The sequence below is a fragment of the Pseudomonas sp. LS1212 genome (assembly GCF_024741815.1).
In the GTDB taxonomy this organism is placed as follows: domain Bacteria; phylum Pseudomonadota; class Gammaproteobacteria; order Pseudomonadales; family Pseudomonadaceae; genus Aquipseudomonas.
In genome coordinates, this window is the sequence record NZ_CP102951.1 from 1,359,379 (window position 1) to 1,381,475 (window position 22,097).

Annotated in this window: 23 protein-coding genes and 2 tRNA genes; 9 read left to right on the top strand and 16 right to left on the bottom strand. The window is 59.8% G+C overall.

What is annotated here, in order from left to right; all coding sequences use genetic code 11:
- Positions 1 to 20: 20 nt before the first annotated feature.
- Genes NVV94_RS06265 through NVV94_RS06280 form a run of 4 tightly spaced genes read right to left on the bottom strand, consistent with a single transcriptional unit; the run spans position 21 to position 3,907 of the window.
- Entirely contained in the window at positions 21 to 1,073 is a 1,053-nt protein-coding gene (locus tag NVV94_RS06265; RefSeq protein WP_258446363.1) for an extracellular solute-binding protein, read from the bottom strand.
- A 35-nt stretch (positions 1,074 to 1,108) separates the two neighbouring features.
- Positions 1,109 to 1,903 (bottom strand): ABC transporter permease, encoded by a 795-nt coding sequence (locus NVV94_RS06270; RefSeq protein ID WP_258446364.1) that lies wholly within the window; start codon positions 1,901 to 1,903, stop codon positions 1,109 to 1,111.
- On the bottom strand, positions 1,900 to 2,817 hold the full coding sequence (locus tag NVV94_RS06275) for an ABC transporter permease (RefSeq protein ID WP_258446365.1): 918 nt from the start codon (positions 2,815 to 2,817) through the stop codon (positions 1,900 to 1,902). The genes NVV94_RS06270 and NVV94_RS06275 overlap by 4 nt, the downstream gene beginning before the upstream one ends.
- A 1-nt stretch (position 2,818) precedes the next feature.
- Positions 2,819 to 3,907, bottom strand: coding sequence for an ABC transporter ATP-binding protein (locus tag NVV94_RS06280; protein WP_258446366.1), 1,089 nt, complete (start codon positions 3,905 to 3,907; stop codon positions 2,819 to 2,821).
- A gap of 118 nt (positions 3,908 to 4,025) precedes the next feature.
- On the opposite strand from NVV94_RS06280, the gene NVV94_RS06285 reads away from it, so the two are divergent.
- From NVV94_RS06285 to recX, 4 genes are all read left to right on the top strand, one after another.
- A complete protein-coding gene (locus tag NVV94_RS06285; RefSeq protein ID WP_258446367.1) occupies positions 4,026 to 4,715 on the top strand; it encodes a GntR family transcriptional regulator in 690 nt (229 codons plus the stop codon).
- 67 nt (positions 4,716 to 4,782) lie between these two features.
- A complete protein-coding gene (locus NVV94_RS06290) occupies positions 4,783 to 5,283 on the top strand; it encodes a CinA family protein (protein ID WP_258446368.1) in 501 nt (166 codons plus the stop codon).
- A gap of 85 nt (positions 5,284 to 5,368) precedes the next feature.
- Entirely contained in the window at positions 5,369 to 6,433 is a 1,065-nt protein-coding gene (gene recA / locus NVV94_RS06295) for a recombinase RecA (protein ID WP_258446369.1), read from the top strand.
- An 8-nt stretch (positions 6,434 to 6,441) separates the two neighbouring features.
- Positions 6,442 to 6,909 carry a recombination regulator RecX gene (gene recX / locus NVV94_RS06300; RefSeq protein WP_258446370.1) on the top strand — a complete coding sequence of 156 codons (468 nt, stop codon included), beginning with the start codon at positions 6,442 to 6,444 and terminating at the stop codon, positions 6,907 to 6,909.
- Positions 6,910 to 6,969: 60 nt separating this feature from the next.
- Here the strand turns inward: recX and NVV94_RS06305 are convergent, their stop codons facing one another.
- Both NVV94_RS06305 and NVV94_RS06310 read right to left on the bottom strand, forming a co-directional pair.
- Positions 6,970 to 8,100, bottom strand: a complete 1,131-nt coding sequence (locus NVV94_RS06305) for an LOG family protein (RefSeq protein ID WP_258446371.1) — start codon at positions 8,098 to 8,100, stop codon at positions 6,970 to 6,972.
- Positions 8,101 to 8,619: 519 nt separating this feature from the next.
- Positions 8,620 to 9,039, bottom strand: coding sequence for a quorum-sensing-regulated virulence factor family protein (locus NVV94_RS06310; protein WP_258446372.1), 420 nt, complete (start codon positions 9,037 to 9,039; stop codon positions 8,620 to 8,622).
- Positions 9,040 to 9,294: 255 nt separating this feature from the next.
- Here NVV94_RS06310 and NVV94_RS06315 point away from each other — a divergent pair, with 255 nt between their 5' ends.
- The 3 genes from NVV94_RS06315 to NVV94_RS06325 all read left to right on the top strand — a co-directional run bounded on the left by NVV94_RS06315 (position 9,295) and on the right by NVV94_RS06325 (position 11,318).
- Positions 9,295 to 10,005, top strand: coding sequence for a tRNA-uridine aminocarboxypropyltransferase (locus NVV94_RS06315; protein WP_258446373.1), 711 nt, complete (start codon positions 9,295 to 9,297; stop codon positions 10,003 to 10,005).
- A gap of 224 nt (positions 10,006 to 10,229) precedes the next feature.
- Positions 10,230 to 10,880: a response regulator transcription factor ErdR gene (gene erdR, locus NVV94_RS06320; RefSeq protein WP_258446374.1), complete on the top strand. Its 651-nt coding sequence runs from the start codon at positions 10,230 to 10,232 to the stop codon at positions 10,878 to 10,880.
- Between the two features lie 75 nt (positions 10,881 to 10,955).
- A complete protein-coding gene (locus NVV94_RS06325) occupies positions 10,956 to 11,318 on the top strand; it encodes a diacylglycerol kinase (RefSeq protein WP_258446375.1) in 363 nt (120 codons plus the stop codon).
- A gap of 6 nt (positions 11,319 to 11,324) precedes the next feature.
- Here the strand turns inward: NVV94_RS06325 and NVV94_RS06330 are convergent, their stop codons facing one another.
- A complete protein-coding gene (locus NVV94_RS06330) occupies positions 11,325 to 12,251 on the bottom strand; it encodes a LysR family transcriptional regulator (RefSeq protein WP_258446376.1) in 927 nt (308 codons plus the stop codon).
- A 120-nt stretch (positions 12,252 to 12,371) separates the two neighbouring features.
- Between NVV94_RS06330 and NVV94_RS06335 the strand changes: the two genes are divergently transcribed.
- Positions 12,372 to 13,151 carry a ferredoxin--NADP reductase gene (locus NVV94_RS06335; RefSeq protein WP_258446377.1) on the top strand — a complete coding sequence of 260 codons (780 nt, stop codon included), beginning with the start codon at positions 12,372 to 12,374 and terminating at the stop codon, positions 13,149 to 13,151.
- 63 nt (positions 13,152 to 13,214) lie between these two features.
- On the opposite strand, the gene tsaA is transcribed toward NVV94_RS06335, so the two are convergent.
- The 7 genes from tsaA to NVV94_RS06370 all read right to left on the bottom strand — a co-directional run bounded on the left by tsaA (position 13,215) and on the right by NVV94_RS06370 (position 17,899).
- Positions 13,215 to 13,913, bottom strand: a complete 699-nt coding sequence (tsaA, locus tag NVV94_RS06340; protein ID WP_258446378.1) for a tRNA (N6-threonylcarbamoyladenosine(37)-N6)-methyltransferase TrmO — start codon at positions 13,911 to 13,913, stop codon at positions 13,215 to 13,217.
- 7 nt (positions 13,914 to 13,920) lie between these two features.
- The gene (locus NVV94_RS06345; RefSeq protein WP_258446379.1) at positions 13,921 to 14,382 is read right to left on the bottom strand and encodes a DUF1456 family protein; all 462 of its coding nucleotides are present in this window, start codon (positions 14,380 to 14,382) and stop codon (positions 13,921 to 13,923) included.
- A 61-nt stretch (positions 14,383 to 14,443) separates the two neighbouring features.
- Complete coding sequence (locus tag NVV94_RS06350; protein ID WP_258446380.1) at positions 14,444 to 15,154, bottom strand: rRNA pseudouridine synthase; 711 nt, start codon at positions 15,152 to 15,154, stop codon at positions 14,444 to 14,446.
- 140 nt (positions 15,155 to 15,294) lie between these two features.
- Positions 15,295 to 15,765 carry a GNAT family N-acetyltransferase gene (locus NVV94_RS06355; RefSeq protein WP_258446381.1) on the bottom strand — a complete coding sequence of 157 codons (471 nt, stop codon included), beginning with the start codon at positions 15,763 to 15,765 and terminating at the stop codon, positions 15,295 to 15,297.
- Positions 15,766 to 15,881: 116 nt separating this feature from the next.
- Positions 15,882 to 17,219: a 30S ribosomal protein S12 methylthiotransferase RimO gene (gene rimO / locus NVV94_RS06360; RefSeq protein WP_258446382.1), complete on the bottom strand. Its 1,338-nt coding sequence runs from the start codon at positions 17,217 to 17,219 to the stop codon at positions 15,882 to 15,884.
- Positions 17,220 to 17,609: 390 nt separating this feature from the next.
- Positions 17,610 to 17,686 (bottom strand) — tRNA-Met (locus NVV94_RS06365).
- Positions 17,687 to 17,822: 136 nt separating this feature from the next.
- Positions 17,823 to 17,899 (bottom strand) — tRNA-Met (locus tag NVV94_RS06370).
- A 259-nt stretch (positions 17,900 to 18,158) separates the two neighbouring features.
- Here NVV94_RS06370 and dinB point away from each other — a divergent pair.
- Positions 18,159 to 19,220, top strand: a complete 1,062-nt coding sequence (gene dinB / locus NVV94_RS06375; protein WP_258446383.1) for a DNA polymerase IV — start codon at positions 18,159 to 18,161, stop codon at positions 19,218 to 19,220.
- Between the two features lie 52 nt (positions 19,221 to 19,272).
- Here the strand turns inward: dinB and NVV94_RS06380 are convergent, their stop codons facing one another.
- On the bottom strand, positions 19,273 to 20,226 hold the full coding sequence (locus NVV94_RS06380) for a hypothetical protein (protein ID WP_258446384.1): 954 nt from the start codon (positions 20,224 to 20,226) through the stop codon (positions 19,273 to 19,275).
- A gap of 20 nt (positions 20,227 to 20,246) precedes the next feature.
- Positions 20,247 to 21,962 (bottom strand): proline--tRNA ligase, encoded by a 1,716-nt coding sequence (locus tag NVV94_RS06385; RefSeq protein WP_258446385.1) that lies wholly within the window; start codon positions 21,960 to 21,962, stop codon positions 20,247 to 20,249.
- Positions 21,963 to 22,097: the final 135 nt, after the last annotated feature.

Here is a 22,097-nt window from a genome sequence, read left to right on the forward strand (position 1 = left end):
CGCAGCGGCCGTGAGTCGAATCAGCCCTTGAGCCGTGACCAGATGCGGTCCTGCAGTTCACGCGCCTTGTTGCTGCATTCCTTTTCCGGACGCAGGCGCGAGGCAAACTCTTCAGGCATGTTGATGGCGTCCATGACCTTCCATTTGGCGTCGAGCAGGTTGTCGCTCTCGATGCCGTTGGCATAGGCAATGGCGTTGGAGACGGCGGCGGCGTTTTCCGGTTTCATCATCCAGTCGATAAAGACCTTGGCATTGTCTGGATGCGGCGCGCTTTTCGGTACGGCGAAGTTATCCTGGAACATGGCCAGCCCTTCGCGCGGGTAGACGTACTTGATGGTGCTCTTCTGCAGCGTGGCGCGAGCGGTAGAGCCGTTCCAGTTCTGCATCATGATGACTTCGCCGCTGGCCATGCGGTCCACGGTGTTGTCCGAGCTGTACATCTTCAGGTGCGGCTTCTGTTTCTGCAGCAGCTCGAGGATACGCTTGGCGTCCTGCGGGTTCTCGCTGCACTCGTCGACGCCCAGGTAATGGCTGGCGGCATTGATCACGCTGCTCGAGGTGTCGAGGGCGGCAAGCTGCCCGCTGACTTCTGGACGTGGTTCGAAGAACTCTTTCCAGGAGTCGTCCAGCTTGCCACCGGGTACGCGTGCGCTGTCATAGGAAAAACCCGTCGAACCCCAGAGGTAGGGCGCAGAGAATTTGCGACCGGGGTCGAAGGACGGATCGCGGAAAGCCGGTTTGACGTTCTGGAAATTAGCGAGTTTTGATGCGTCGATTTGCAGCAGCAGGTTTTGCTCGATAAGGGTCCGCATGATCGACTGCGACGGCACGATTACATCGTAGGCCGCGCCACCGGCCTGCAACTTGGCCAGCAGGGTTTCGTTGCTGTCATAGCCGTCCATGGTGACCTTGATCCCGGTCTCCTTTTCGAACTTGCCGAGCAGCTCGACCGGGTAATAGTCGGTCCAGTTGTAGAAGAACAATTCCTTGGGCTCCTGCGCCTGGGCGCAGAAGGTGGTCAGACAGCTCAGGGTGAGGCCAGCGATACCGTAACGCAGGGCTTTCAACATCATGGTCTTGCACTCCACAGCAATTGAAGGACGAACATTCAGCGGGTCGGCGCCTTGCCGCGCTGTCCCAGCCAGAAGGACAACACGACCAGCACGATGGAAATCACCAGCATCAGGGTCGAGATAGCGTTGATCTCGGGCGTTACTCCGGACTTGATCGCCGAGAAGATGTAGACCGGCAGGGTGGTCGAGCCGGGCCCGGCGACGAAGAAGGTCATGATGAAATCGTCCAGGCTGACCACGAACGCCAGCACGGCACCGGACAGCACCGCCGGCCACAACAGCGGCAAGGTCACCCGGCGAAAGCATTGCCAGGGGTTGGCATACAGGTCGTTGGCAGCTTCCAGCAGGCTCTTGTCCAGATCATTCAACCGCGCGCGGATTGGCAAATAGGCGAACGGAATGCAGAAGCCGATATGGGCAACGATCACTGTCAGCAAGCCAAGCTTGATCCCCAGGGCCATGAACAACAGCAGAGTGGCCACGGCCGTGACGATTTCCGGCAGGATCAGCGGCAGGTTGATACCGCCTTCGACCATTTTCTGCCCGTAGAATGGCCTGTAGGTCGCCAGTGCCGCGAGCAGGGCAATAACGGTGGCGCAGACGGTGGCGATCCCGGCGACGATGATCGAGTTCAGCGCTGCGGTCTGGATCGACGGGTTGGCCAGGATGCGCCCGTACCAGGCGAAGGAGAACTCGGTCCACACCGTAGCCGAACGGTTGGCGTTGAAGCTGTAGGCGATCAGCACGAAGATCGGCAGGTACAGGTAGGCCAGGATCAGCAGGCTGGCTTCGCGAGTCAGCGGTAGTTTTTTCAGGTGCAGGGCAATCATGCGGCAGCTCCCCGGCGGGTGGTCGTGGCAGCCTTGCGGCTATAGAGGGCATACAGCACCAGGGCCAGCATCAGAATGCCGAGCAGCAGGAACGACAACGAACTGCCCAATGGCCAGTTGCGCGCCGTGCCGAACTGCTGCTGGATCAGGTTGCCGATCATCAGCGTCTTGCCCCCGCCGAGGATTGCCGGGGTAATGAAGGCGCCCAGGCTGGGGACGAAGACCAGCAAGGCGCCGGCGATCACGCCTGGCATCGACAGCGGCAGGATGACCCGGCGCAGGGCCTTCCAGCGGTTGGCACCCAGATCGTAAGCGGCCTCGACCAAGCGCCAGTCGAGCTTCTCCAGGGTCGAGTAAATGGGCAGGATCATGAACGGCAGGAAGCTATAGACAAGGCCGACGCTCACCGCGAAATCGTTGTACAGCAGGGTGATGCCGCCTGCCTGGGGCAGCAGGGCGTTGAGGCTTTGGGCGATCCAGCCGTGCTCGCGCAGGATGATCAACCAGGCGTAATTGCGAATCAGCAGATTGGTCCAGAACGGAATAGTGATAAGCAAGACCATCAGGCTGCGTTGGCGCGGTGCCAGGCTGGTCATCCACAGCGCCACCGGGAAGCCGAACAGAAAGCACAGCACCGTGGTGCCGCCGGCCTGGGCGACCGAGCGCAGCAGTGCCTGGGCATAGACCCAGTTGAGTTCGAGTTCACCGTCGAAACCCTCCTGGAAGAACAGCTGCACATAGCTTTGCAACTGCCAGTCGGCCTGCCAGTCGACACCGCCGTACAGGTTGCGGGGCAACAGGCTGATATAGCCCATGATCCCGAGGGGGATAGCGATCAATGCCAGCAGGGTAAGTACGACCGGGCTGAGTAACAGCAAGCGGCTCGTGGCCGCAGACGTGGTACTGACGCTCATCTCAGGCCTCCATCAACAGGCAGGCATGGGGCGGCAGGTGCACGGCAACCGTCTCGCCGACGGCGCGGGCGCCATTGAGGCCCTCGTTGCTCTCGCGCAGCATGACCTTCGCGTCGTTGCCCAGGCGGCACTGGTACAGAGTCGCCGTACCCACGTACAGGACCGCCTCGATCACGCCGCGCAGATGGTGGGGTTGCGTAGGATCGACCAGCTTCGAGCGCTCCGGGCGGAAAGCCAGTTGCACCGGGCCGCGATCGAATCGTGGGGCAGGGTTGCAGGGGATTTCCACGGCAAGGCCGGTAGGCTGGAACAGCCCCTGATTGTCCCGGTCGCGCTTGAGGTTGCCGGGAAGGAAGTTGATATCGCCGATGAAGTGGGCAACGAACTGATGCTGTGGGCGCTCGTAGATGTCGTTCGGGCCGCCGATCTGCAGGATCTTGCCGGCGGACATCACGGCGATGCGGTCGGAGAGGGTCAACGCCTCTTCCTGGTCGTGGGTGACGAAGATGAAGGTGATACCGGCCTCTTTCTGCACGCGCTTGAGTTCGACCTGCATTTCCTTGCGCAGCTTGAGGTCCAGCGCCGACAATGGCTCGTCGAGTAGCAGCACGTCGGGCTTGGGCGCCAGTGCGCGGGCCAGGGCCACGCGTTGTTGCTGGCCGCCGGAGAGCTCGGTGGGTTTGCGCCGCGCCAGGTGTTCCATCTGTACCAGGGCGAGCATTTCCTTGACCCGTGCTGGAATGGCCTTGCGTTCAAGGCCCTGCATCTCCAGGCCGAAGGCTATATTCTCGGCGACAGTCATATGCGGAAACAGCGCATAGCTCTGGAACACAGTGTTGACCCGGCGCTTGAAGGGCGGCAGGTCGTTTACCCGTTGCCCACCGATGCGGATCTCGCCGCTGCTGACATGCTCGAAGCCGGCGATGGTGCGCAGCAAGGTGGTTTTGCCGCAACCGGAGGGGCCCAACAGAGTGAAGAATTCGTTGTGCGCGATATTGACCGACACCTCGTCGAGAGCGGGTGCCACATCAGGGTCGTCGGTATAGCGTTTTGAAACGCATTGCACTTCGACAGAAGCTCTGTGTTCCATAATGGTGCATTCCTCTTATTTTTGTATGCATATTCTGGATGCAATCTAGAAATACCCGGATTATTCTGGCCGCGCAACCTGCTTTTTCGATGGCTGCACGGTAAGCAAGGAGTTTTGAATGACTGAGAAAAAGCTGGAAACCACAGTCGACCGCGTCTACCAAGGGGTTTACGAGGCGATCAGCAAGCGCACCCTGCGCCCTGGCATGAAGTTGGGCGAGACGTCGCTGGCGGAGCTTTTCAACGTCAGCCGCACGTCCGTGCGTGCCGCGCTCAAGCAATTGGAAGCGGACGGGCTGGTTTCGACCGAGCCCAACAAGGGGGCCTGGGTGTCGCTGCCCAGCGATGAAGAGATTCGTTTGTTGTTCGAAACCCGGCGCCTGGTCGAGATCGGCGTCGTCAGTGAATTGTGTCGCCGCCGCGATACGGCAGCTACCCGCGACCTGCGTGACCACTTGTTGCTCGAAGTCGAGGCGGCGAAAAATGGCGACCACGAGCGGCTGATCCACCTGCTCGGGGAATTCCATATCAAACTGGCCGAAACCCTGAACAACCCGATCTTGCTCGACTGGTTCCGCAAGCTGATTTCAAGGGCCTCGCTCTATGCGGCAGCTTTCGATGACGGCCGCCATGATGCTTGCCGCGATAACGAGCACCTGCGCCTGATCGAGTACATCGAAGCCGGTAACCAGGGCGCGGCGATTGAACTGACCTGCCTGCACCTCAATGGTATCGAAAAGGCCATTCTCGACGTCGCTGCCACGCTCAAGGCGACTTACCACCCACTCAAGCACCTGATCGAGGTCTAGGATGCCTGGTTGCAAGCCGGCTCGCCTCGTGTACGGTAGGCAACCAGAACCTGTCTCTGGAGCGCTCATGGACCCCATCACCCAGCTAGCCACTACCCTCGGCGAACGTCTGCTTACCCTCAACGCCCACGTCACCACCGCCGAATCCTGCACCGGCGGCGGCATCGCCGAGGCCATCACGCGCATACCCGGTAGCTCGGGCTGGTTCGAAGCCGGTTACATTACCTATTCCAATACCCAGAAGACTGCTCAGCTGCGCGTGCCGGGCGAGTTGTTCGGCCAGGTTGGCGCGGTCAGCCGCGAGGTGGTCGAAGCCATGGTGCGCGGCGCCCAGGCCAACAGCGGGGCGCACTTCGCCGTGGCCGTCAGTGGCGTCGCCGGGCCCGACGGCGGCTCGCCGGAAAAACCGGTGGGTACTGTCTGGCTGGCGTTTGGCGCAGGCGACAAGGTCACCAGCGAGCGGCGGTTGTTCCCCGGAGGGCGCGACGAGGTGCGCCGACAAACGGTCAGGGCCGCGCTAGAGGGGCTGTTACACCTTGCAGCAGGAGAAATCACGAATCGGGGGTAGGCGTGCGTCAAACCCTGTGGAATAATACTGGCTACTTATACAGGTGTTCAGGCCGTCAGGCCTTATTGATTACGTGAGGACTTCAATGGACGACAACAAGAAGCGTGCCTTGGCTGCGGCCCTGGGTCAGATCGAACGTCAATTCGGTAAAGGCGCGGTCATGCGCATGGGCGATCACGATCGCCAGGCCATTCCGGCCATTTCTACCGGTTCCCTCGGTCTGGACATCGCGCTGGGCATCGGCGGCTTGCCAAAAGGTCGTATCGTCGAGATCTACGGCCCGGAATCCTCGGGTAAAACCACGCTGACCCTGTCCGTGATCGCCCAGGCCCAGAAGGCCGGCGCGACCTGCGCCTTCGTCGATGCCGAGCACGCACTGGATCCTGAATACGCCAGCAAGCTGGGCGTGAACGTCGACGACCTGCTGGTTTCCCAGCCGGATACCGGCGAGCAGGCGCTGGAAATCACCGACATGCTGGTGCGTTCCAATGCTGTTGACGTCATCATCATCGACTCCGTTGCCGCACTCGTGCCCAAGGCCGAGATCGAAGGCGAAATGGGTGACATGCACGTGGGCCTGCAAGCCCGCCTGATGTCCCAGGCGCTGCGTAAAATCACCGGTAACATCAAGAACGCCAACTGCCTGGTGATCTTCATCAACCAGATCCGCATGAAGATCGGCGTGATGTTCGGCAGCCCGGAAACCACCACCGGTGGTAACGCACTGAAGTTCTACGCCTCGGTCCGTCTGGACATCCGCCGCACTGGCGCGGTGAAAGAGGGTGATGAGGTCGTGGGCAGCGAAACCCGCGTCAAGATCGTCAAGAACAAGGTGGCACCACCGTTCCGTCAGGCCGAGTTCCAGATCCTGTACGGCAAGGGCATCTACCTGAACGGTGAAATCATCGACCTGGGCGTTCAACATGGCCTGCTGGAGAAATCCGGTGCCTGGTACAGCTACCAGGGCAGCAAGATCGGTCAGGGCAAGGCCAACTCCGCCAAGTTCCTGCAGGATAATCCGGAAATCGCTGCGACCCTCGAGAAGCAGATCCGTGAAAAACTGCTGACAGGTGGTGCTGAAGCCAATAAGGCTGCCGTAGCCGAAGTGGCTCACGAAGACGACCTGGTCGACGCTGACGCCAACTTCTGATCCTGCCTATGTCCGCCGTGCTCGATACCCCTGTCGCCGTACGGCGCACTGCCATGGACCTGCTCGCGCGTCGCGAGCATGGTCGAGTCGAGCTGACGCGAAAGCTGCGTCAGCGCGGCGCCCCGCCTGAATTGATCGACGAAGCGCTCGACCGGTTGACGGACGAGGGGCTTCTGAGTGAATCCCGTTACCTGGAAAGCTTTATCAGCTATCGCGCCCGCTCGGGTTACGGCCCCATGCGGATCCGTGAAGAGCTGGGGCAACGTGGCTTGCAGCGTAGCGATATCGAACAGGCCCTGCGCGAAAGTGGGCTCAACTGGCAGGCGCAACTCACTGAAACCTGGCAACGCAAGTTTGCCGGGCATTTGCCCGCTGATCAGCGCGAGCGTGCCCAGCAGACGCGCTTCTTGAGTTACCGGGGTTACCCGCTGGAAATGATCGGCCGCTTGTTGAGCGGCCGGGGCGTGGACGATTGATGCTGGTTGGCCTGTCGATTCCAGTCATGTGGAAGGGCAGGCCGGGCAGTGACGCAGGCTTCAGGTTACCTTGAGTGGTTCGCGGGACCGTTGTGCAGTTTGTGTTTGCGACGGAGCCTGAGGTTTTGCCCAGTTTTCCGACAGGTTGATGTAGTCGACCAGTTCGCGCAGCCGGCCCTGGTCGCGGGCATTGAAGGTGAAGGCCAGGCGAGCCAGGTGGCTGAATTGTGGCTCGTCATGTTCTTCGCCGTTGTAGGCGTGCTGGTGGAAGCTGCCGCTCAGGCACAGGTCCTTGAAGGCTTCCTGTATATGCGCCAGTGCCGCCTCGTTAAGCGAATTATGCATGCGGATTACAAACAGGCTCTTCAGCCAGCGGCTCGAATGGTAGTTGCTGTAGAACTGGTTGATCTCCTCCACGGCCGCATCGGCGCCATAGACCAGTTTCAATAATTTCATATCGCTCGGAAGTATGTAGCGGTTGCCTTCCAGTTGTTTGCGAATGAAGTCCAGGGCGTCCTGCCAGAAGCTGCCACCGGGGGCGTCGAGCAGTATCACGGGAACCAGGGGGCTTTTGCCGGTCTGGATCAGCGTCAGTACTTCCAGGCCCTCGTCCAGCGTGCCGAAACCGCCAGGGCAGAGCACCAGGGCGTCGGCTTCCTTGACGAAGAACAGCTTGCGCGTGAAGAAAAAGTGGAACGGCAACAGCTTGTCGGTCCCTTCGACAGTGGCGTTGGCATGTTGCTCGAACGGCAAGGTGATGTTGAACCCCAGGCTGTGATCGAGCCCGGCACCCTCATGGGCTGCCGCCATGATGCCGCCGCCGGCACCGGTAATTACCATCAGGTCCGAGCGCGCCAGCGTTGCACCCAGCTCGCTGGCCAGGGCGTACATGGGATGTTCGACCGGGGTTCGGGCCGAGCCGAAGACGGTGACCTTGCGACGGCCCTTGTACTGCTCCAGTACGCGGAAGGCATGATCGAGTTCGCGCAGCGTCTGCAGGGTTATCTTGGCGTTCCAGCGGTTGCGGTCATCCTGCGCCATGCGCAGGACGGTCAATACCATGTCCCGGTACAGCGGAAGATTGGGGCTGTTGGGGGCGACCAGATTAAGTTGTTCTTCGACCTTGCTGGTGAGGTCGATACCAATGTTCTTGAAGTGGCTGGTCAGGAATTCATTCGGTTCGTAAGGCATTCAACTTCTCCTTCTGCATCAGAACCTTTGGCCCGGTCGAAATATTCGCCAAGGCCGCGACACTGCATGTGTCGCTGACTGCCCCGGCCGCTGCCCGGGCACTGCAGTTGACCCGCAAGGGTCGTAGTGATTCATCCATACAGATACCTGCGTTCATGTCCGAGATGTCATGGCAATCACATCACACAGCATGTTGGGGCAACCCCCCTCACTTGCCCAGGAAGATGAAAGTCAGTTTCTGTAAATCTAGACCCTGCGCAATGATTATGCTGACTTGATCATGTACTCATAACGTTATGACGGCCAATAACTTTTACGAGAGCACACGCGCTTGCGCCACTCGTCAGGCGGGATCGTGTTTTGGCTGGTGTCCGGTTAACCGGGGGGCAGGGCAGAAATGGCCCGCTGCAGGGAGGCAGGCTTAAGAAAGGAATGAGTCTTGAGCCACGCCATGTGCATGCGCGGGTCGCTGAGCTGCGCGCCGATGAAGGGCAGCGGCGCGCCAACGAGCGAGGGGGATTACTTTTTCTTCTTGTTCGCCATGCAATCGGCAGCTTTGAAACGGTGAGTAACGACCGGGCGATTTGTCTTGTACTCGGTGAACTCATAGGCCATCACTGCGCCACGATCCATCAACTGACGGAAGGCCGTATTGCGGCACACACTCGCACCCAGCTGGTAGTACACCGCTTCGGGATTGGAGCGCATTTTCTGTGCGTGGCTCTCGCGCACGCTCAAGTGGTCGATCAATTGATTGCCTTCAACGGTATAACCCTGGTCAAGGATGTCTTCGTTGATTGCTCGTGGCGTGCCCACGCTGCTTTCCTTGGCCACTTTGTCGAGCATCTTGCTGAGTTCGAAGTCTTTCTTGGACGCTGCCTGTGCGCCCAAAGGCAGTGCTAACAGCAAGGTGATGGACGGGACGATAAAGCGCAGCATGAAACTCTCCTGGTTCGGTGACTGGCGATTGGACCTGCGACCTGGCGCTGCGTTCATTCGTGGCGAAATTCGCCAGGCAACAGTACCTGCATGGCTGGCAGCCAGGGCGCTGATTATAGGGGACGGGGAGGCGGGGTTCTATCTGAAAACTGCATCGGGCGGTTGTAGCGGGCGGGGCTCTGGTAAACTGGCAGGTCTTCAGCCTTGCCGAGTCCACGCAGTGACGATTCCTTCTTGCCCTGGTCGGGTCTACCCATGAGCCATGCCGTTTCCCGTTTGCGCGACCAGCGTCTGGCCCGCAGCATCAAGCCCTTCACTGCCCGGGGCGCCAGGGCGCCGCGTTGTCCCGGTTGCCGGGTGATTTTCAGCTATTGCCTGTGTGCGTGGCGGCCGACCGTCCCGGCGCGCTCGGCCATATGCCTGCTGATGTATGACGTCGAACCCCTCAAGCCGAGCAATACTGGCTGGTTGATCGCTGACGTGATCAGCGATACCACGGCATTCGCCTGGTCGCGGACCGAGGTCGACGAGGGGCTGCTTCAATTGCTGGAACAGGGTCATTGGCAACCCTATATCGTCTTCCCCGGTGAGTTCGTCGAGCCCCGGCGAGTGGTGACCAAAGTCGCAGTCCAGGACGGTAAACGGCCGTTGTTCATTTTGCTGGATGCGACCTGGAACGAAGCCCGCAAAATGTTTCGCAAGAGCCCCTACCTTGAGCGGTTCCCGGTACTGAGCCTTGAGCCTGAACAATTGTCGCGCTACAAATTGCGACGCTCCAAGCGCGACGATCACTTCTGTACCGCGGAAGTCGCTGCGCTGTGCCTGGAGTTGGCTGACGACCAGCCTGCCGCCCAGGCGCTGGATGCCTACCTGGATGTCTTCAGCAGCCATTATCTGGGGGCAAAGTTCCAGCTCCCGATCGACGAACAGGACGAAGTGCACACCCGCCTCAAGGCTTTTCTGTGAGGCCTGGGGAGGCCAATGGCCGCCGCGGGGCAGGCTCGAACTTGACCACCCCGTTGCGGGTCGGCATGCTTGGCGCCGATTCGGGCACGAAGAAGGCTTGAACGCTGCTTTTTCAGGGATTTTTTAGTGCCCTATTAGCGCTCGGCACTGCCGCTGACGCCTTGAGTTGCCTCGGCAAGCGCCTACCTCCTTGCGTGCTTGCACAGAACAGGATCATTTGATCGATGGCCACATACGAAATCCTGATAGCTGATGACCACCCCCTCTTTCGCAGTGCGCTGCACCAGGCCGTGACCCTGGGGCTGGGCCCCGACGTACGCCTCGTCGAAGTGGCAAGCATTGCCGAACTCGAAGCCCGCCTGACCGAGAAGGCCGATTGGGACCTGGTCCTGCTGGACCTGAACATGCCGGGTGCTTACGGCTTCTCCGGCCTGGTGCTGTTGCGCGGGCAATACCCGCAGATTCCGGTGGTCATGGTTTCGGCGCAGGAAGAAGCGTCGGTGGTGGTGAAGTCGCGAGAGTTCGGCGCCAGTGGCTTCATTCCCAAATCCAGTTCCCTGGACGTTATTCAGGACGCGGTTCGCAAGGTGCTCGACGGCGATGTCTGGTGGCCGGCGCAAGCCTTTGAAGCCGTCAGTGTCTCGGCGCAAGCCAGAGCTGCCAGCGAAGGCCTGGCCAGCTTGACGCCGCAACAGTTCCGCGTGTTGACCATGGTCTGCGAGGGGTTGCTGAACAAGCAGATCGCTTACGAGCTGAATGTCTCGGAAGCGACCATCAAGGCCCATGTGACGGCGATTTTTCGCAAGCTTGGCGTGCGTACCCGAACCCAGGCGGCATTGCTGCTGCAACAACTCGAATCGATTGCAAGCAGTTAAGGCACTTTGACTTCACGCTTTTTTGACTCGTTTTGAACTAGCTTTCAATTTCCCAATGGTTGCAGTTGCCTATCTATGTCTCCTTTCAAGGGCCAGACCGGCCTAAAACGTGTTCTCAATGCCACCGGCTATTCGATTGACGGGTTGCGCGCCGCTTTTACCGGCGAAGCGGCATTCCGCCAGCTGGTGCTGCTCAGCGTCGTACTGATCCCGGTGACATTCATGCTGAACGTCAGTCGCGCCGAGCGCGCGATTCTGATCGCCGTGTGCCTGTTGTCCTTGATCGTGGAGCTGCTCAATTCGGCGATAGAAGCGGCAATCGACCGGATTTCCCTGGACCGCCATCCGCTCTCGAAAAATGCCAAGGACATGGGCAGCGCCGCACAAGCCGTGGCCATGACGATGATCGCGCTGGTCTGGGCAGTCATATTGCTCTAGAGCGTGTCAGGCAATATTCGGCAGGACGATGTCGTAACTGCGTGAAACGCCGGCGGTAAAGGTGCGGCACAGTTCAAGAAACTCGCGCATGGCAGAGGTTTGGTACTTCTGCTTGTGCCAGATGAAGTAGAACTGGCGAACCAGGTCCAGCTCCGGTGTTTCCAGCGCCACCAGGCTGCCGCGGCGAAACGCGTCGCGCAGGGCCAGGCGTGAGATACAGCCGATGCCAAGGCCAGACTCGACCGCACGCTTGATGGCTTCGGTGTGTTCCAGTTCCAGGCGGATATTCAGGGCATTGCGGTGATGACGCATGGCCTGGTCGAAGGTCAGGCGGGTTCCGGACCCCTGTTCACGCAGGATCCACGCCTCTCGGGTCAACTCCTCCAGGTTGGCATGACCCCGTTGAGCCAGTGGGTGCCGAGGGGCGCAAAACACCACCAGTTCGTCTTCGACCCAAGGCTGGACTTCAAGATCGGGGTGGTTGCAGTCGCCTTCGATCAGACCCAGGTCAATTTCGTAATGGGCGACCTGTTGTACGATATTCGAGGTGTTCTGCACATGGAGTTTGACCTGGCTCTCCGGGTGCAGCTGCATGAAACTGCCGATCAGCAGGGTTGCCAGGTAATTGCCGATGGTCAAGGTCGCGCCAACGGCCAGCGAGCCAAACCCGGACTTGCCATTGAGCAGGTCTTCGATCTCCTTGGCCTGATCGAGCAGGGCCACCGCCTGGGGCAATAGCTGGTGGCCCAGGGCATTGAGGCTCAGGCGCTTGCCGGCGCGGTCGAACAATTGGCAGCTGCATTGCCGCTCGAGTTCGGTGATTGAGGTGCTGGCGGCCGATTGCGAGAGCGCCAGCATTCCAGCCGCCCGGGAGACGCTTTCCTGCTGGGCGACGGCGACGAATACCTGTAGCTGACGTAAAGTAAATCGCATATCTATATAACCGATAACCTATATCTTGATAATTCATTTAACAGATATTGTCGCTGCCTCTAAACTACGGCGCAATCGCGCTCTCGGTTAGCGCTGCGTTTTTCTTCAGGAGCCCCGTACATGAGCAACATGAACCACGAACGTGTACTCAGTGTCCATCACTGGAACGACACCCTGTTCAGCTTCAAGTGCACCCGCGACCCGGGCCTGCGCTTCGAGAACGGTCAGTTCGTGATGATCGGCCTGCAACAGCCCAACGGCCGGCCGCTTATGCGTGCTTATTCGATCGCCAGCCCGAACTGGGAAGAACATCTCGAGTTCTTCAGCATCAAGGTGCCGGATGGTCCCCTGACTTCGCAGTTGCAGTACTTGAAGGAAGGCGACGAGATCATCATCAGCAAGAAACCGACCGGCACCCTGGTGCTGGACGACCTCAAGCCGGGCAAGCACCTGTACCTGCTCAGCACCGGTACGGGGCTTGCGCCATTCATGAGCGTCATCCAGGACCCGGAAACCTACGAGCGCTTTGAAAAAATCATCCTCTGCCACGGTGTCCGTTACGTGAACGAAGTCGCCTATCGCGAGTTCATCACCGAGCACCTGCCACAGAACGAGTTCTTCGGTGAAGCACTGCGTGACAAGCTGATCTACTACCCGACCGTGACCCGCGAGCCATTCGAGAACGAAGGTCGCCTGACCGATCTGATGCGCAGCGGCAAGCTGTTCAGCGATATCGGCCTGCCGCCGATCAATCCGCAGGACGACCGTGCGATGCTGTGCGGTAGCCCGAGCATGCTCGATGAGACCAGCGAAGTATTGAACAGCTTCGGTTTGAAGGTTTCTCCACGCATGCGTGAGCCGGGTGACTACCTGATCGAACGTGCTTTCGTCGAAAAATAAATCGACGACATAAAAAAACCGCCCCTCCAGTTTCTGGTCGGGCGGTTTTTTTTGCCTTCGGCGTCAGTCGCGGGCGGCTACCACTTCCAGCACCCTGATCGTGTCCGGCTGCGGGTAATGCCAGCGTACGTCCACGTCCCAGAACTGCGCGCCATAGTGGCGCTCGGGCGTCGGGGTCTGGTAGGCCGGGCGCGGGTCTTGCGCCAGGCATTGCTCGATCAACTGCACCAGAGGCTCTGCAAGGCGTATGGCGTGCTCGTAAGCCTGTATCCGGGCGGTATCACTCCATTGCACGGGGATCAGCTCTGGCGCCGCGCTGGCGATGTCGTTGCGGGCATCATCGACCCGGTCGGCGTAGGGCACGTACGGTTTTATATCCAGAATCGGCGTTCCGTCCAGCAGGTCGATGCCCGATAGCAGCAACCGGCTGGCCTCGACCTTCTCCAGTTTCACCACGGACTGGCCTATGCCGTTGGGCCTGTGCGTGGCGCGCGTAGCGAATACGCCCATGGACTTGTTGCCACCGAGCCGCGGTGGGCGCACCTTGAGCCGGGGCTTGTCTTCCAGTGCCTGATGGAACAGAAACAGCAACCAGACATGGCTGACCTGTTCGAGCCCTTGCACCGCATCGCCCTGATCGAACGGCGGGACCAGCTCCAGAATGCCGCGCGCAGCCGGCGCCAGCTGTGGCTGGCGCGGAATGGCGAACTTCTCCTTGAAGCAGGAGCGGACAAAGCCGATCGGCGAGACGCTATAGCTCATGGTCGACTCAACCGCGCACCCGCAGGGTCAGGCCCTTGAGAAAGTTGCGCAGCAGCTGGTCGCCGCACGGGCGGTAATTGGTGTGGCCAAACTTGCGAAACAGTGCGCTCAGTTCAGGCTTGGACACCGGGAACTCGGCGGCCTTGAGAATGGCGTGCATATCGTCTTCCTTCAGTTCGAAGGCGACGCGCAGCTTCTTCAAAATGATGTTGTTGGTGACCGGCAGTTCGATCGGCAGCGGCGGACGGCTTTCGTCCTTGCCGCGCTTGAAGACCACCAGGCCATCGAGAAAGTGCGCCATGACTTCGTCCGGGCAGTGCACGAAGCCTTCTTCTTCATCCTTCTTCAGGTAGTTGATGACATCGGCCTTGCTGACTTCCATACCGCCAAGCTTGATGAGGTCGACGACTTTGGCGTCATTGATATCGAGCATGTAGCGCACGCTGCGCAGAACATCGTTGTGAATCATGGTGAATATCCTGATCGATGAGCGCCGCAGTAGGGCGACGCTGAAAATGGGGCAGTACGGCCTAGAACTTTTCCTTGCTCGACAGATAACGCCACTGACCCGACGCAACCTTGCCTATCGAGACGCCACCGACGCGGATGCGGCGCATCGACACCACCGTCAGGCCAACGCTGGCGCACAGCTGTGCCAACAGGCCGGGTGGAGGGTTTTTCAGGGCGAAGCGCAGGCGTGTTTCGTTCTGCCAGCTGGCCTTGACCGCGGGCAGTTCGCGACCCTTCCACTTGACGCCGTGGTTGAGTCGATTGAGGCCATGTTCGACCATGTCACCGCTGACTTCGACCACGTATTCCTGCTCGAGCTTGGCGATATCGTCGGTGAGCTTGCGGATGATCCGCCAGTCCTGGCTGAACACCTGCAGGCCGCTGGCGCCCTGTTGCAGCTCGGCTGCGCAGGATAGCCGCAGGAAATGCCCCTTGAGCGGGCGCTTGCCGTAGCGGTGCTCTTCGGACAGGGTCGCTGCCGTGATGGTTGGCAGCGCACTTTCGCTGTTCAGTTCGGCGGGCTGGTTGAGCAGCAGCGTAATGGGCTCCGGCGGTATCGCCTTGGCCTCGGGGTCGAGTTCGACCTTCTGGGTGCTGACCTTGAACTGCGGTTCGTCGACGATCTCGCCATCTACCGAGACCCAGCCGCCCTCGATGAACAGTTCAGCCTCCCGCCGGGAGCAGCCGACCAGTTCGATAAGGCGTTTTGAGAGACGAATGGGATCAGACATGGGGAAGCCATTGCAAAAGGATGAGCGCCATTGTAACCGCCCGAGGCCGGTTTATCCCGGCAACATTCCGCGAAAAGGCTGGGCACGCGCGTGTTGCGTGAAATCTCGGAGCCGGCCGACCTTTTCCTCGGACCGAACTGTCAGCCCAGCTGAGCCGATTGTGTGCGTCTCAAGCGCAGGTGCAGCAGGGGATAGGGTTGTCCCATGCCGTCATGTTCCGAACGACCGATCACTTCGAAACCTTGTTTGAAGTAGAAGCCCACCGCCTGGTCGTTTTGCTCGTTGACGTCCAGTTCATCGGCGTTCAGGTGTTCCATGGCATAGCGCAGCAGTTGTTTGCCGATGCCCCGGCCGCGATTTCGCGGGTCGACGAAGAGCATTTCGACCTTGCCGGCAGCCACCCCGGCAAACCCGGTGATGCGCTGGTGCTGGTCCTTGCAGCAGATCAGCATCAAGGCGTCCAGGTACTGGTTCTGCACCAGTTCTCTGAGCAGGGTGATATAGCTGTCGGGCAGGAAGCCATGGGTGGCGCGCACCGAGGCTTCCCACACGCGAGTCAATTCGGGGTAATCACTCTGCTTCGGGGTACGAATGACCGAGTGAGTGCGCATGCAACCAGCCTCCTTGTGGGTGATGTTGCCTACTATCGTTCAGTGGCCGCCAAGGTAAAAGATAGTTGCAAAAAAAAGCCCCGCCATAGTGGGCGGGGCTTTCTTCAAGGGTGGACTCAGATGGTCTCGGCCCAAAGGTCGTACTCGTCGGCGTCCGTCACACGGCACCAGACTTTATCGCCTGGCTTGAGGTCCTTGTCGCTTTCGATATAGACGTTGCCATCGATTTCCGGGGCATCGAAGAAGCAGCGACCTACCGCGCCCTGTTCATCGACCTCGTCGATCAGGACTTCGATTTCCTTGCCGATCTTCAGTTGCAGGCGCTGGGCGCTGATTTCCTGCTGGTGAGCCATGAAGCGGTCCCAACGGTCCTGCTTGACCTCGTCCGGTACCACTTCAGCGTCCAGGTCATTGGCCGGCGCGCCTTCCACTGGGGAGTACTGGAAGCAGCCGACGCGATCGAGCTGGGCTTCGGTCAGCCAGTCGAGCAGGTACTGGAAGTCTTCCTCGGTTTCGCCAGGGAAGCCGACGATGAAGGTCGAACGGATGATCAGGTCCGGGCACTGCTCGCGCCACTTCTTGATTCGCGCCAGGGTCTTGTCTTCAAAGGCCGGGCGTTTCATGGCCTTGAGGACTTTCGGGCTGGCGTGCTGGAAAGGAATATCCAGGTACGGGAGGATTTTCCCGGCGGCCATCAATGGGATCACGTCGTCGACGTTCGGGTACGGGTAGACGTAGTGCAGACGCACCCAGACGCCGAGCGTGCTGAGGGCTTCACAGAGTTCCAGCATGCGGGTTTTCACCGGCTGGCCGTTCCAGAAGTCGGTCTTGTACTTGACGTCTACGCCATAGGCGCTGGTGTCCTGGGAGATGACCAGGATCTCTTTGACGCCGGCCTTGACCAGGCGCTCGGCCTCACTGAGTACGTCGCCGACCGGACGGCTGACCAGCTTGCCGCGCATGGACGGGATGATGCAGAAGCTGCAGCTGTGGTTGCAGCCTTCGGAAATCTTCAGGTATGCATAGTGGCGCGGGGTCAGCTTGATCCCTTGTGGCGGAACCAGGTCGATCAGGGGGTTGTGATCGAGCTTGGGTGGCACCACTTCGTGGACGGCATTGACCACCTGCTCGTACTGCTGTGGGCCGGTGACGGCCAGTACGCTGGGGTGCACGTTGCGGATGGCGCTTTCTTCGACGCCCATGCAGCCGGTCACGATGACCTTGCCGTTTTCGGCGATGGCTTCGCCGATCACTTCCAGGGACTCGGCCTTGGCAGTGTCGATAAAGCCGCAGGTATTGACCACCACGACATCGGCGTCCTGGTAGGTGGACACGACTTCATAGCCTTCCATGCGCAGCTGGGTCAGGATGCGCTCGGAGTCGACCAGGGCTTTGGGGCAACCCAGAGAGACGAAGCCAACCTTTGGAGCGGACGGCACAGGAGTGGTGGACATGGCAAACCTCGGTGTAATTGGGCCAGTGTCGCCAGGTTGCGCCACTGTCCTGTTGGGCGCTTGCAGCGCCTCTGATCAAAAAGTGCGCAATTCTAGCGGCGCACGGCGCAGTTGACCAGCCTTATGCAGGGAAATACGACGAGTGCTGCGCTATGCTTCGCGGCATTGAGCTACGCATTGTCTTGTCGTCTGGCGATGAATCCTCGCGTGCGCAGCAGGCGCAAGATCTTGAAATCGCTGGGGAGCCCCTGCGGGACTCCAGCTGGTGCGCCACTGCGACAGCCTGGCGGCAGCGGCTACGCCCAGTCGTTGCAGGGCTTGGTACTTCTGGGGAGTCGGGACGCGCAGACGCAAAAAAGGCCACTTTTTCAAGTGGCCTTTTCTGTTGTTTGGTTGCGGGAGCCGGATTTGAACCGACGACCTTCGGGTTATGAGCCCGACGAGCTACCAGACTGCTCCATCCCGCGTCTGTGGGGGCGGATTCTACAGGCAGGCGCGCTGGTGTCAACCGTTAATCGCACAATCTGCCAAATAAATGTCAGCGTGGCAGAAAATCGACACAAACAAAAAAGGCCACTTTTTCAAGTGGCCTTCTTTGATGTTTGGTTGCGGGAGCCGGATTTGAACCGACGACCTTCGGGTTATGAGCCCGACGAGCTACCAGACTGCTCCATCCCGCGTCTGTGGAGTGAATTCTACAGAAATTCCCGGGCATGTCAACCGCTGATTTACAGAAAACCTTTTTTGTTCAAGCGCTTAGGCGTGGGGAAAAAGGCTGCAGGGCAGGTGGCGTAAGGGTTTTGGCTCTATTGGTGAGGTGTTTTTGATTGATAAAATAAATGCAGATTCATTGATTGGGTGTTCGACATTGAGAAAATAACGCTGCCGGGTGAGATACTGCCGCTTCACTTCGTACGAACTTTCCCACTTCAAGACGCCATGACCCAGCGCAAAATCATCCACGTTGATTGCGATTGCTTTTACGCAGCCATCGAGATGCGTGACGACCCCCGTTTGGCCGGCAAGCCGCTGGCTGTGGGTGGGTCGGCCGATCGGCGCGGGGTCATTGCCACCTGCAACTATGAAGCGCGGGCCTATGGCGTTCGTTCGGCGATGTCTTCGCGGCATGCGTTGAACCTCTGCCCCGACCTGATCATCGTCAAGCCGCGGATGGAGGCTTATAAGGAAGCCTCGCGAGAAATCCATGGGATCCTGCGCGACTACACCGAGCTGATCGAGCCTCTGTCGCTGGATGAGGCCTATCTGGACGTTTCCGACAGCATTCGGTTTTCCGGTAGCGCCACCCGCATTGCCCAGGACATCCGGCGCCGGGTCTCGAACCAATTGCATATCACCGTCTCGGCCGGCGTGGCGCCGAACAAGTTCCTGGCCAAGATTGCCAGCGACTGGCGCAAACCCAATGGGTTGTTCGTGATCACCCCGGCCGAGGTCGAAGACTTTGTCGCCATGCTCCCGGTCGCCAAGTTACATGGCGTCGGCAAAGTGACCGCCGACAAGCTGGGGCGGCTGGGAATTGTTGACTGCCTGACGTTGCGTGACTGGAGCAAGCTGGCATTGGTGCGCGAATTCGGCAGCTTCGGCGAGCGTCTCTGGAACCTGGCACGGGGTATTGATGACCGCGCAGTACAAAACGACAGTCGTCGCCAATCAATCAGTGTCGAGAATACCTACGACACCGATTTGCCTGACCTGGAAAGCTGCCTGGGTAAGCTGCCTGAGTTGCTGGAGACTCTGGCAGGGCGTATGGCGCGCATCGACAGCAGTTACCGGCCCGGCAAGCCGTTCGTCAAAGTGAAGTTTCATGATTTCAGCCAGACGACGCTCGAGCAGACGGGCGCGGGCCGTGATCTGGACAGCTACCAGCAACTATTGACGCAAGCCTTCGCGCGAGGCGGCAAACCGGTGCGGCTACTGGGTATCGGTGTGCGCTTGCTGGACCTGCGCGGGAAGCATGAGCAACTGGAGTTGTTTGCGTTGTAGCGAGGAGGGGATGTGCCAGCGGGCTGGCACATCGGGGGGCAACGGGTTGAGATCAGGATGAGCCCGGGTCGGCTACCAGACGGCCGGCGTCCTTGGTCAGCGACTTGAGAAACTCCTGTTGCAGTTCCGGGTCGTTGCGGGTCAGTTCGATCAGGCTTTGCTCCAGTTCGCTGGCTTCTTCCTCCAGGCCCAGTTCCGACAGGCGCTTGACGCGATGCACCCACTGGTTGACTTCGTCGTCTTCCAGGTCGTCGAAGATCAAGGCGTGGGCTTCCAGCAGTTTGCCGCGCAAGGTGCCGCTGACCAGCAGGCTGGCATCGGCCTTCACATTGTCGTCTTCATCTTCGACGGCCAATCGCAGGGTACCGATGTGATTGAGGTTCTGTTCGGAGAAAGGGCTGTCGAGCAGGTTCAGGCGCAACACCCCATTGCGATCAGTGCTCAGGTCATGGGTCTGCTTGCCGGCCGTGACCAGCACCGGACGCTCGCTCCAGGGCAGGCTGGTGTACTCGCGGCGCTTGTCCTGTTGAACCTCGGTAATACCGGCCAGGTTCTGTTGGGCCCGGCCGTTGGACTGTACGTTCATGGCCGGGTTGAGCCCGGCAAAACCATAACTGATCCAGTCCTTGGTCGCGGAATCGGGAAGGCGCCCGAGCATGATCACGTTGAGCGCGTTCGCGCCAACGCCGGCCACCACTGCTACAGCGCCCAGGGGGATTTCATAGACCTCCCGCCAGGCCTGGTACGGTGTGTAGCGATCATAGCGACGGGTAACTTCGAATTCAGTGACTTCGAACGTCTTCTGTTCATGGATCCGCACGCGACGTTGCGGAAGCTCAAGTACCTTGGGCTCACCGACATCGATCTGCAGGCTGTGATCGAGCAGCTTGCGCTCGATGCGCTCCTCGTGCTCGCTGCGCTGGGACATATGGTTGGCGCAGCCGCTGAGGAACAGGGCGCCGCATACGGCGGCGCCCCCGAGGGTTAAGGTACTTCGCTTGAACATGGTTACTCTTGATTTGGCTATCAGCGACGGATGCGAGCTTGGAGGAAAGACAGCACGTCGGCGACAGGAATGGCCTGGGCCTCACCGATGGTGCGGTTCTTGTATTCAAGGTTGCCTTCGGCCAGGCCGCGATCGCTGACCACGATACGGTGCGGAATGCCGATCAGTTCCATGTCGGCGAACTTGATCCCCGGGCTGGTTTTCTTGTCGCGATCATCGAGCAAGACTTCGAAGCCGGCGGCCGTCAGCTCTTTATAGAGCTTGTCGGTGGCTTCGCGAACCAGCTCGGTCTCATAGCGCAGCGGTACCAGGGCGATCTGGAAGGGCGCCAGGGCGTCGCTCCAGATGATGCCGCCGTCGTCGTAGTTCTGCTCGATCGCAGCGGCCACTACCCGGGAAACACCGATACCGTAGCAACCCATGGTCAGGGTGACGGGCTTGCCGTTCTCGCCCAGGACCTGGCACTTCATGGCTTCGCTGTATTTGGTACCCAGCTGGAAGATATGGCCCACTTCAATGCCGCGCTTGATAACCAGCGTACCTTGGCCGTCCGGGCTAGGGTCGCCTTCGACTACGTTGCGCAGGTCTGCGACGGTCGGGACCGGCAGATCGCGTTCCCAGTTCACGCCGAAGTAGTGCTTGTCGTCGATATTGGCGCCGATGCCAAAGTCGCTCATCAGTTCTACCGAGCGGTCAATGATGCAGGGCAGGGGCAGGTTCAACGGGCCAAGCGAGCCGGCACCGGCGCCAATGGCTGCGCGCAGCTCGGCTTCGGTCGCCATGACCAATGGGTTGGCAACCTGTTCCAGATTGGCCGCCTTGATTTCGTTGAGCTCGTGATCGCCACGGATGATCAGTGCAATCAGCTTGCCTTCTTCGGCCGCGTGCACCACCAGGGTCTTGATGGTTTTCTCGATCGGCAGGTTGAAGCCTTCGACCAGCTGCGCGATGGTCTTGGCGTCTGGCGTATCGACCAGGCGCAGTTCTTCGGTAGGCGCCGGGCGCGAAGTTTCGCGTGGCAGGGCCTCGGCCTTCTCGATGTTGGCGGCGTAGTCGGACGTGTCGCTGAAGGCGATATCGTCTTCACCGGAATCGGCCAGTACATGGAACTCGTGCGAACCGGTGCCACCGATCGAACCCGTGTCGGCTTGTACCGGACGGAAGTTCAGGCCCAGGCGAGTGAATACATTGCAGTATGCCTGGTGCATGCGATCGTAGGTTTCCTGCAGGGAAGCCTGGTCGACGTGGAAGGAGTAGGCGTCCTTCATGATGAACTCGCGGCCGCGCATCAAGCCGAAGCGCGGGCGGATCTCGTCACGGAATTTGGTCTGGATCTGGTACATGTTGATCGGCAACTGCTTGTAGCTGTTGAGCTCGTTGCGGGCCAGATCCGTGATGACTTCTTCATGGGTAGGGCCTGCACAGAAGTCGCGGTCGTGGCGATCCTTCATGCGCAGCAATTCCGGGCCGTATTGTTCCCAGCGACCCGATTCCCGCCACAGTTCGGCTGGCTGAATGCCCGGCATCAGGACTTCCAGGGCACCGGCCGCGTTCATTTCCTCGCGCACGATGGCTTCGACCTTGCGCATCACACGAAGGCCCATCGGCAGCCAGGTGTAAAGACCGGAAGCGAGCTTGCGGATCATGCCGGCCCGCAGCATGAGCTGGTGGCTGATGACGACCGCGTCGGAAGGGGTTTCTTTCTGAGTGGCGAGCAAATATTGACTGGTGCGCATGGTTGGCCGTTGTCGGTTGCTATGACTGAAAATGACCTGGCATTGTACGGTGGTGATCCGGTTGCGTACAGGATTGAGGTCGATTGAGCCGCGATACTGGTTCCCGGCGGTAGGCTGCTTGTGTGTCGTTTGCCT

Coding starts and splice junctions, on each gene's coding strand:
- rimO (WP_258446382.1), bottom strand. CDS start 17,219: ATGTCCACCACTCCTGTGCCGTCCGCTCCAAAGGTTGGCTTCGTCTCT.
- NVV94_RS06285 (WP_258446367.1), top strand. CDS start 4,026: ATGACTGAGAAAAAGCTGGAAACCACAGTCGACCGCGTCTACCAAGGG.
- NVV94_RS06380 (WP_258446384.1), bottom strand. CDS start 20,226: ATGTTCAAGCGAAGTACCTTAACCCTCGGGGGCGCCGCCGTATGCGGC.
- NVV94_RS06270 (WP_258446364.1), bottom strand. CDS start 1,903: ATGATTGCCCTGCACCTGAAAAAACTACCGCTGACTCGCGAAGCCAGC.
- NVV94_RS06335 (WP_258446377.1), top strand. CDS start 12,372: ATGAGCAACATGAACCACGAACGTGTACTCAGTGTCCATCACTGGAAC.
- NVV94_RS06275 (WP_258446365.1), bottom strand. CDS start 2,817: ATGAGCGTCAGTACCACGTCTGCGGCCACGAGCCGCTTGCTGTTACTC.
- NVV94_RS06315 (WP_258446373.1), top strand. CDS start 9,295: ATGAGCCATGCCGTTTCCCGTTTGCGCGACCAGCGTCTGGCCCGCAGC.
- recA (WP_258446369.1), top strand. CDS start 5,369: ATGGACGACAACAAGAAGCGTGCCTTGGCTGCGGCCCTGGGTCAGATC.
- NVV94_RS06355 (WP_258446381.1), bottom strand. CDS start 15,765: ATGCGCACTCACTCGGTCATTCGTACCCCGAAGCAGAGTGATTACCCC.
- dinB (WP_258446383.1), top strand. CDS start 18,159: ATGACCCAGCGCAAAATCATCCACGTTGATTGCGATTGCTTTTACGCA.
- NVV94_RS06350 (WP_258446380.1), bottom strand. CDS start 15,154: ATGTCTGATCCCATTCGTCTCTCAAAACGCCTTATCGAACTGGTCGGC.
- NVV94_RS06325 (WP_258446375.1), top strand. CDS start 10,956: ATGTCTCCTTTCAAGGGCCAGACCGGCCTAAAACGTGTTCTCAATGCC.
- NVV94_RS06290 (WP_258446368.1), top strand. CDS start 4,783: ATGGACCCCATCACCCAGCTAGCCACTACCCTCGGCGAACGTCTGCTT.
- NVV94_RS06330 (WP_258446376.1), bottom strand. CDS start 12,251: ATGCGATTTACTTTACGTCAGCTACAGGTATTCGTCGCCGTCGCCCAG.
- tsaA (WP_258446378.1), bottom strand. CDS start 13,913: ATGAGCTATAGCGTCTCGCCGATCGGCTTTGTCCGCTCCTGCTTCAAG.
- recX (WP_258446370.1), top strand. CDS start 6,442: ATGTCCGCCGTGCTCGATACCCCTGTCGCCGTACGGCGCACTGCCATG.
- NVV94_RS06280 (WP_258446366.1), bottom strand. CDS start 3,907: ATGGAACACAGAGCTTCTGTCGAAGTGCAATGCGTTTCAAAACGCTAT.
- NVV94_RS06385 (WP_258446385.1), bottom strand. CDS start 21,962: ATGCGCACCAGTCAATATTTGCTCGCCACTCAGAAAGAAACCCCTTCC.
- NVV94_RS06345 (WP_258446379.1), bottom strand. CDS start 14,382: ATGATTCACAACGATGTTCTGCGCAGCGTGCGCTACATGCTCGATATC.
- erdR (WP_258446374.1), top strand. CDS start 10,230: ATGGCCACATACGAAATCCTGATAGCTGATGACCACCCCCTCTTTCGC.
- NVV94_RS06265 (WP_258446363.1), bottom strand. CDS start 1,073: ATGATGTTGAAAGCCCTGCGTTACGGTATCGCTGGCCTCACCCTGAGC.
- NVV94_RS06310 (WP_258446372.1), bottom strand. CDS start 9,039: ATGCTGCGCTTTATCGTCCCGTCCATCACCTTGCTGTTAGCACTGCCT.
- NVV94_RS06305 (WP_258446371.1), bottom strand. CDS start 8,100: ATGCCTTACGAACCGAATGAATTCCTGACCAGCCACTTCAAGAACATT.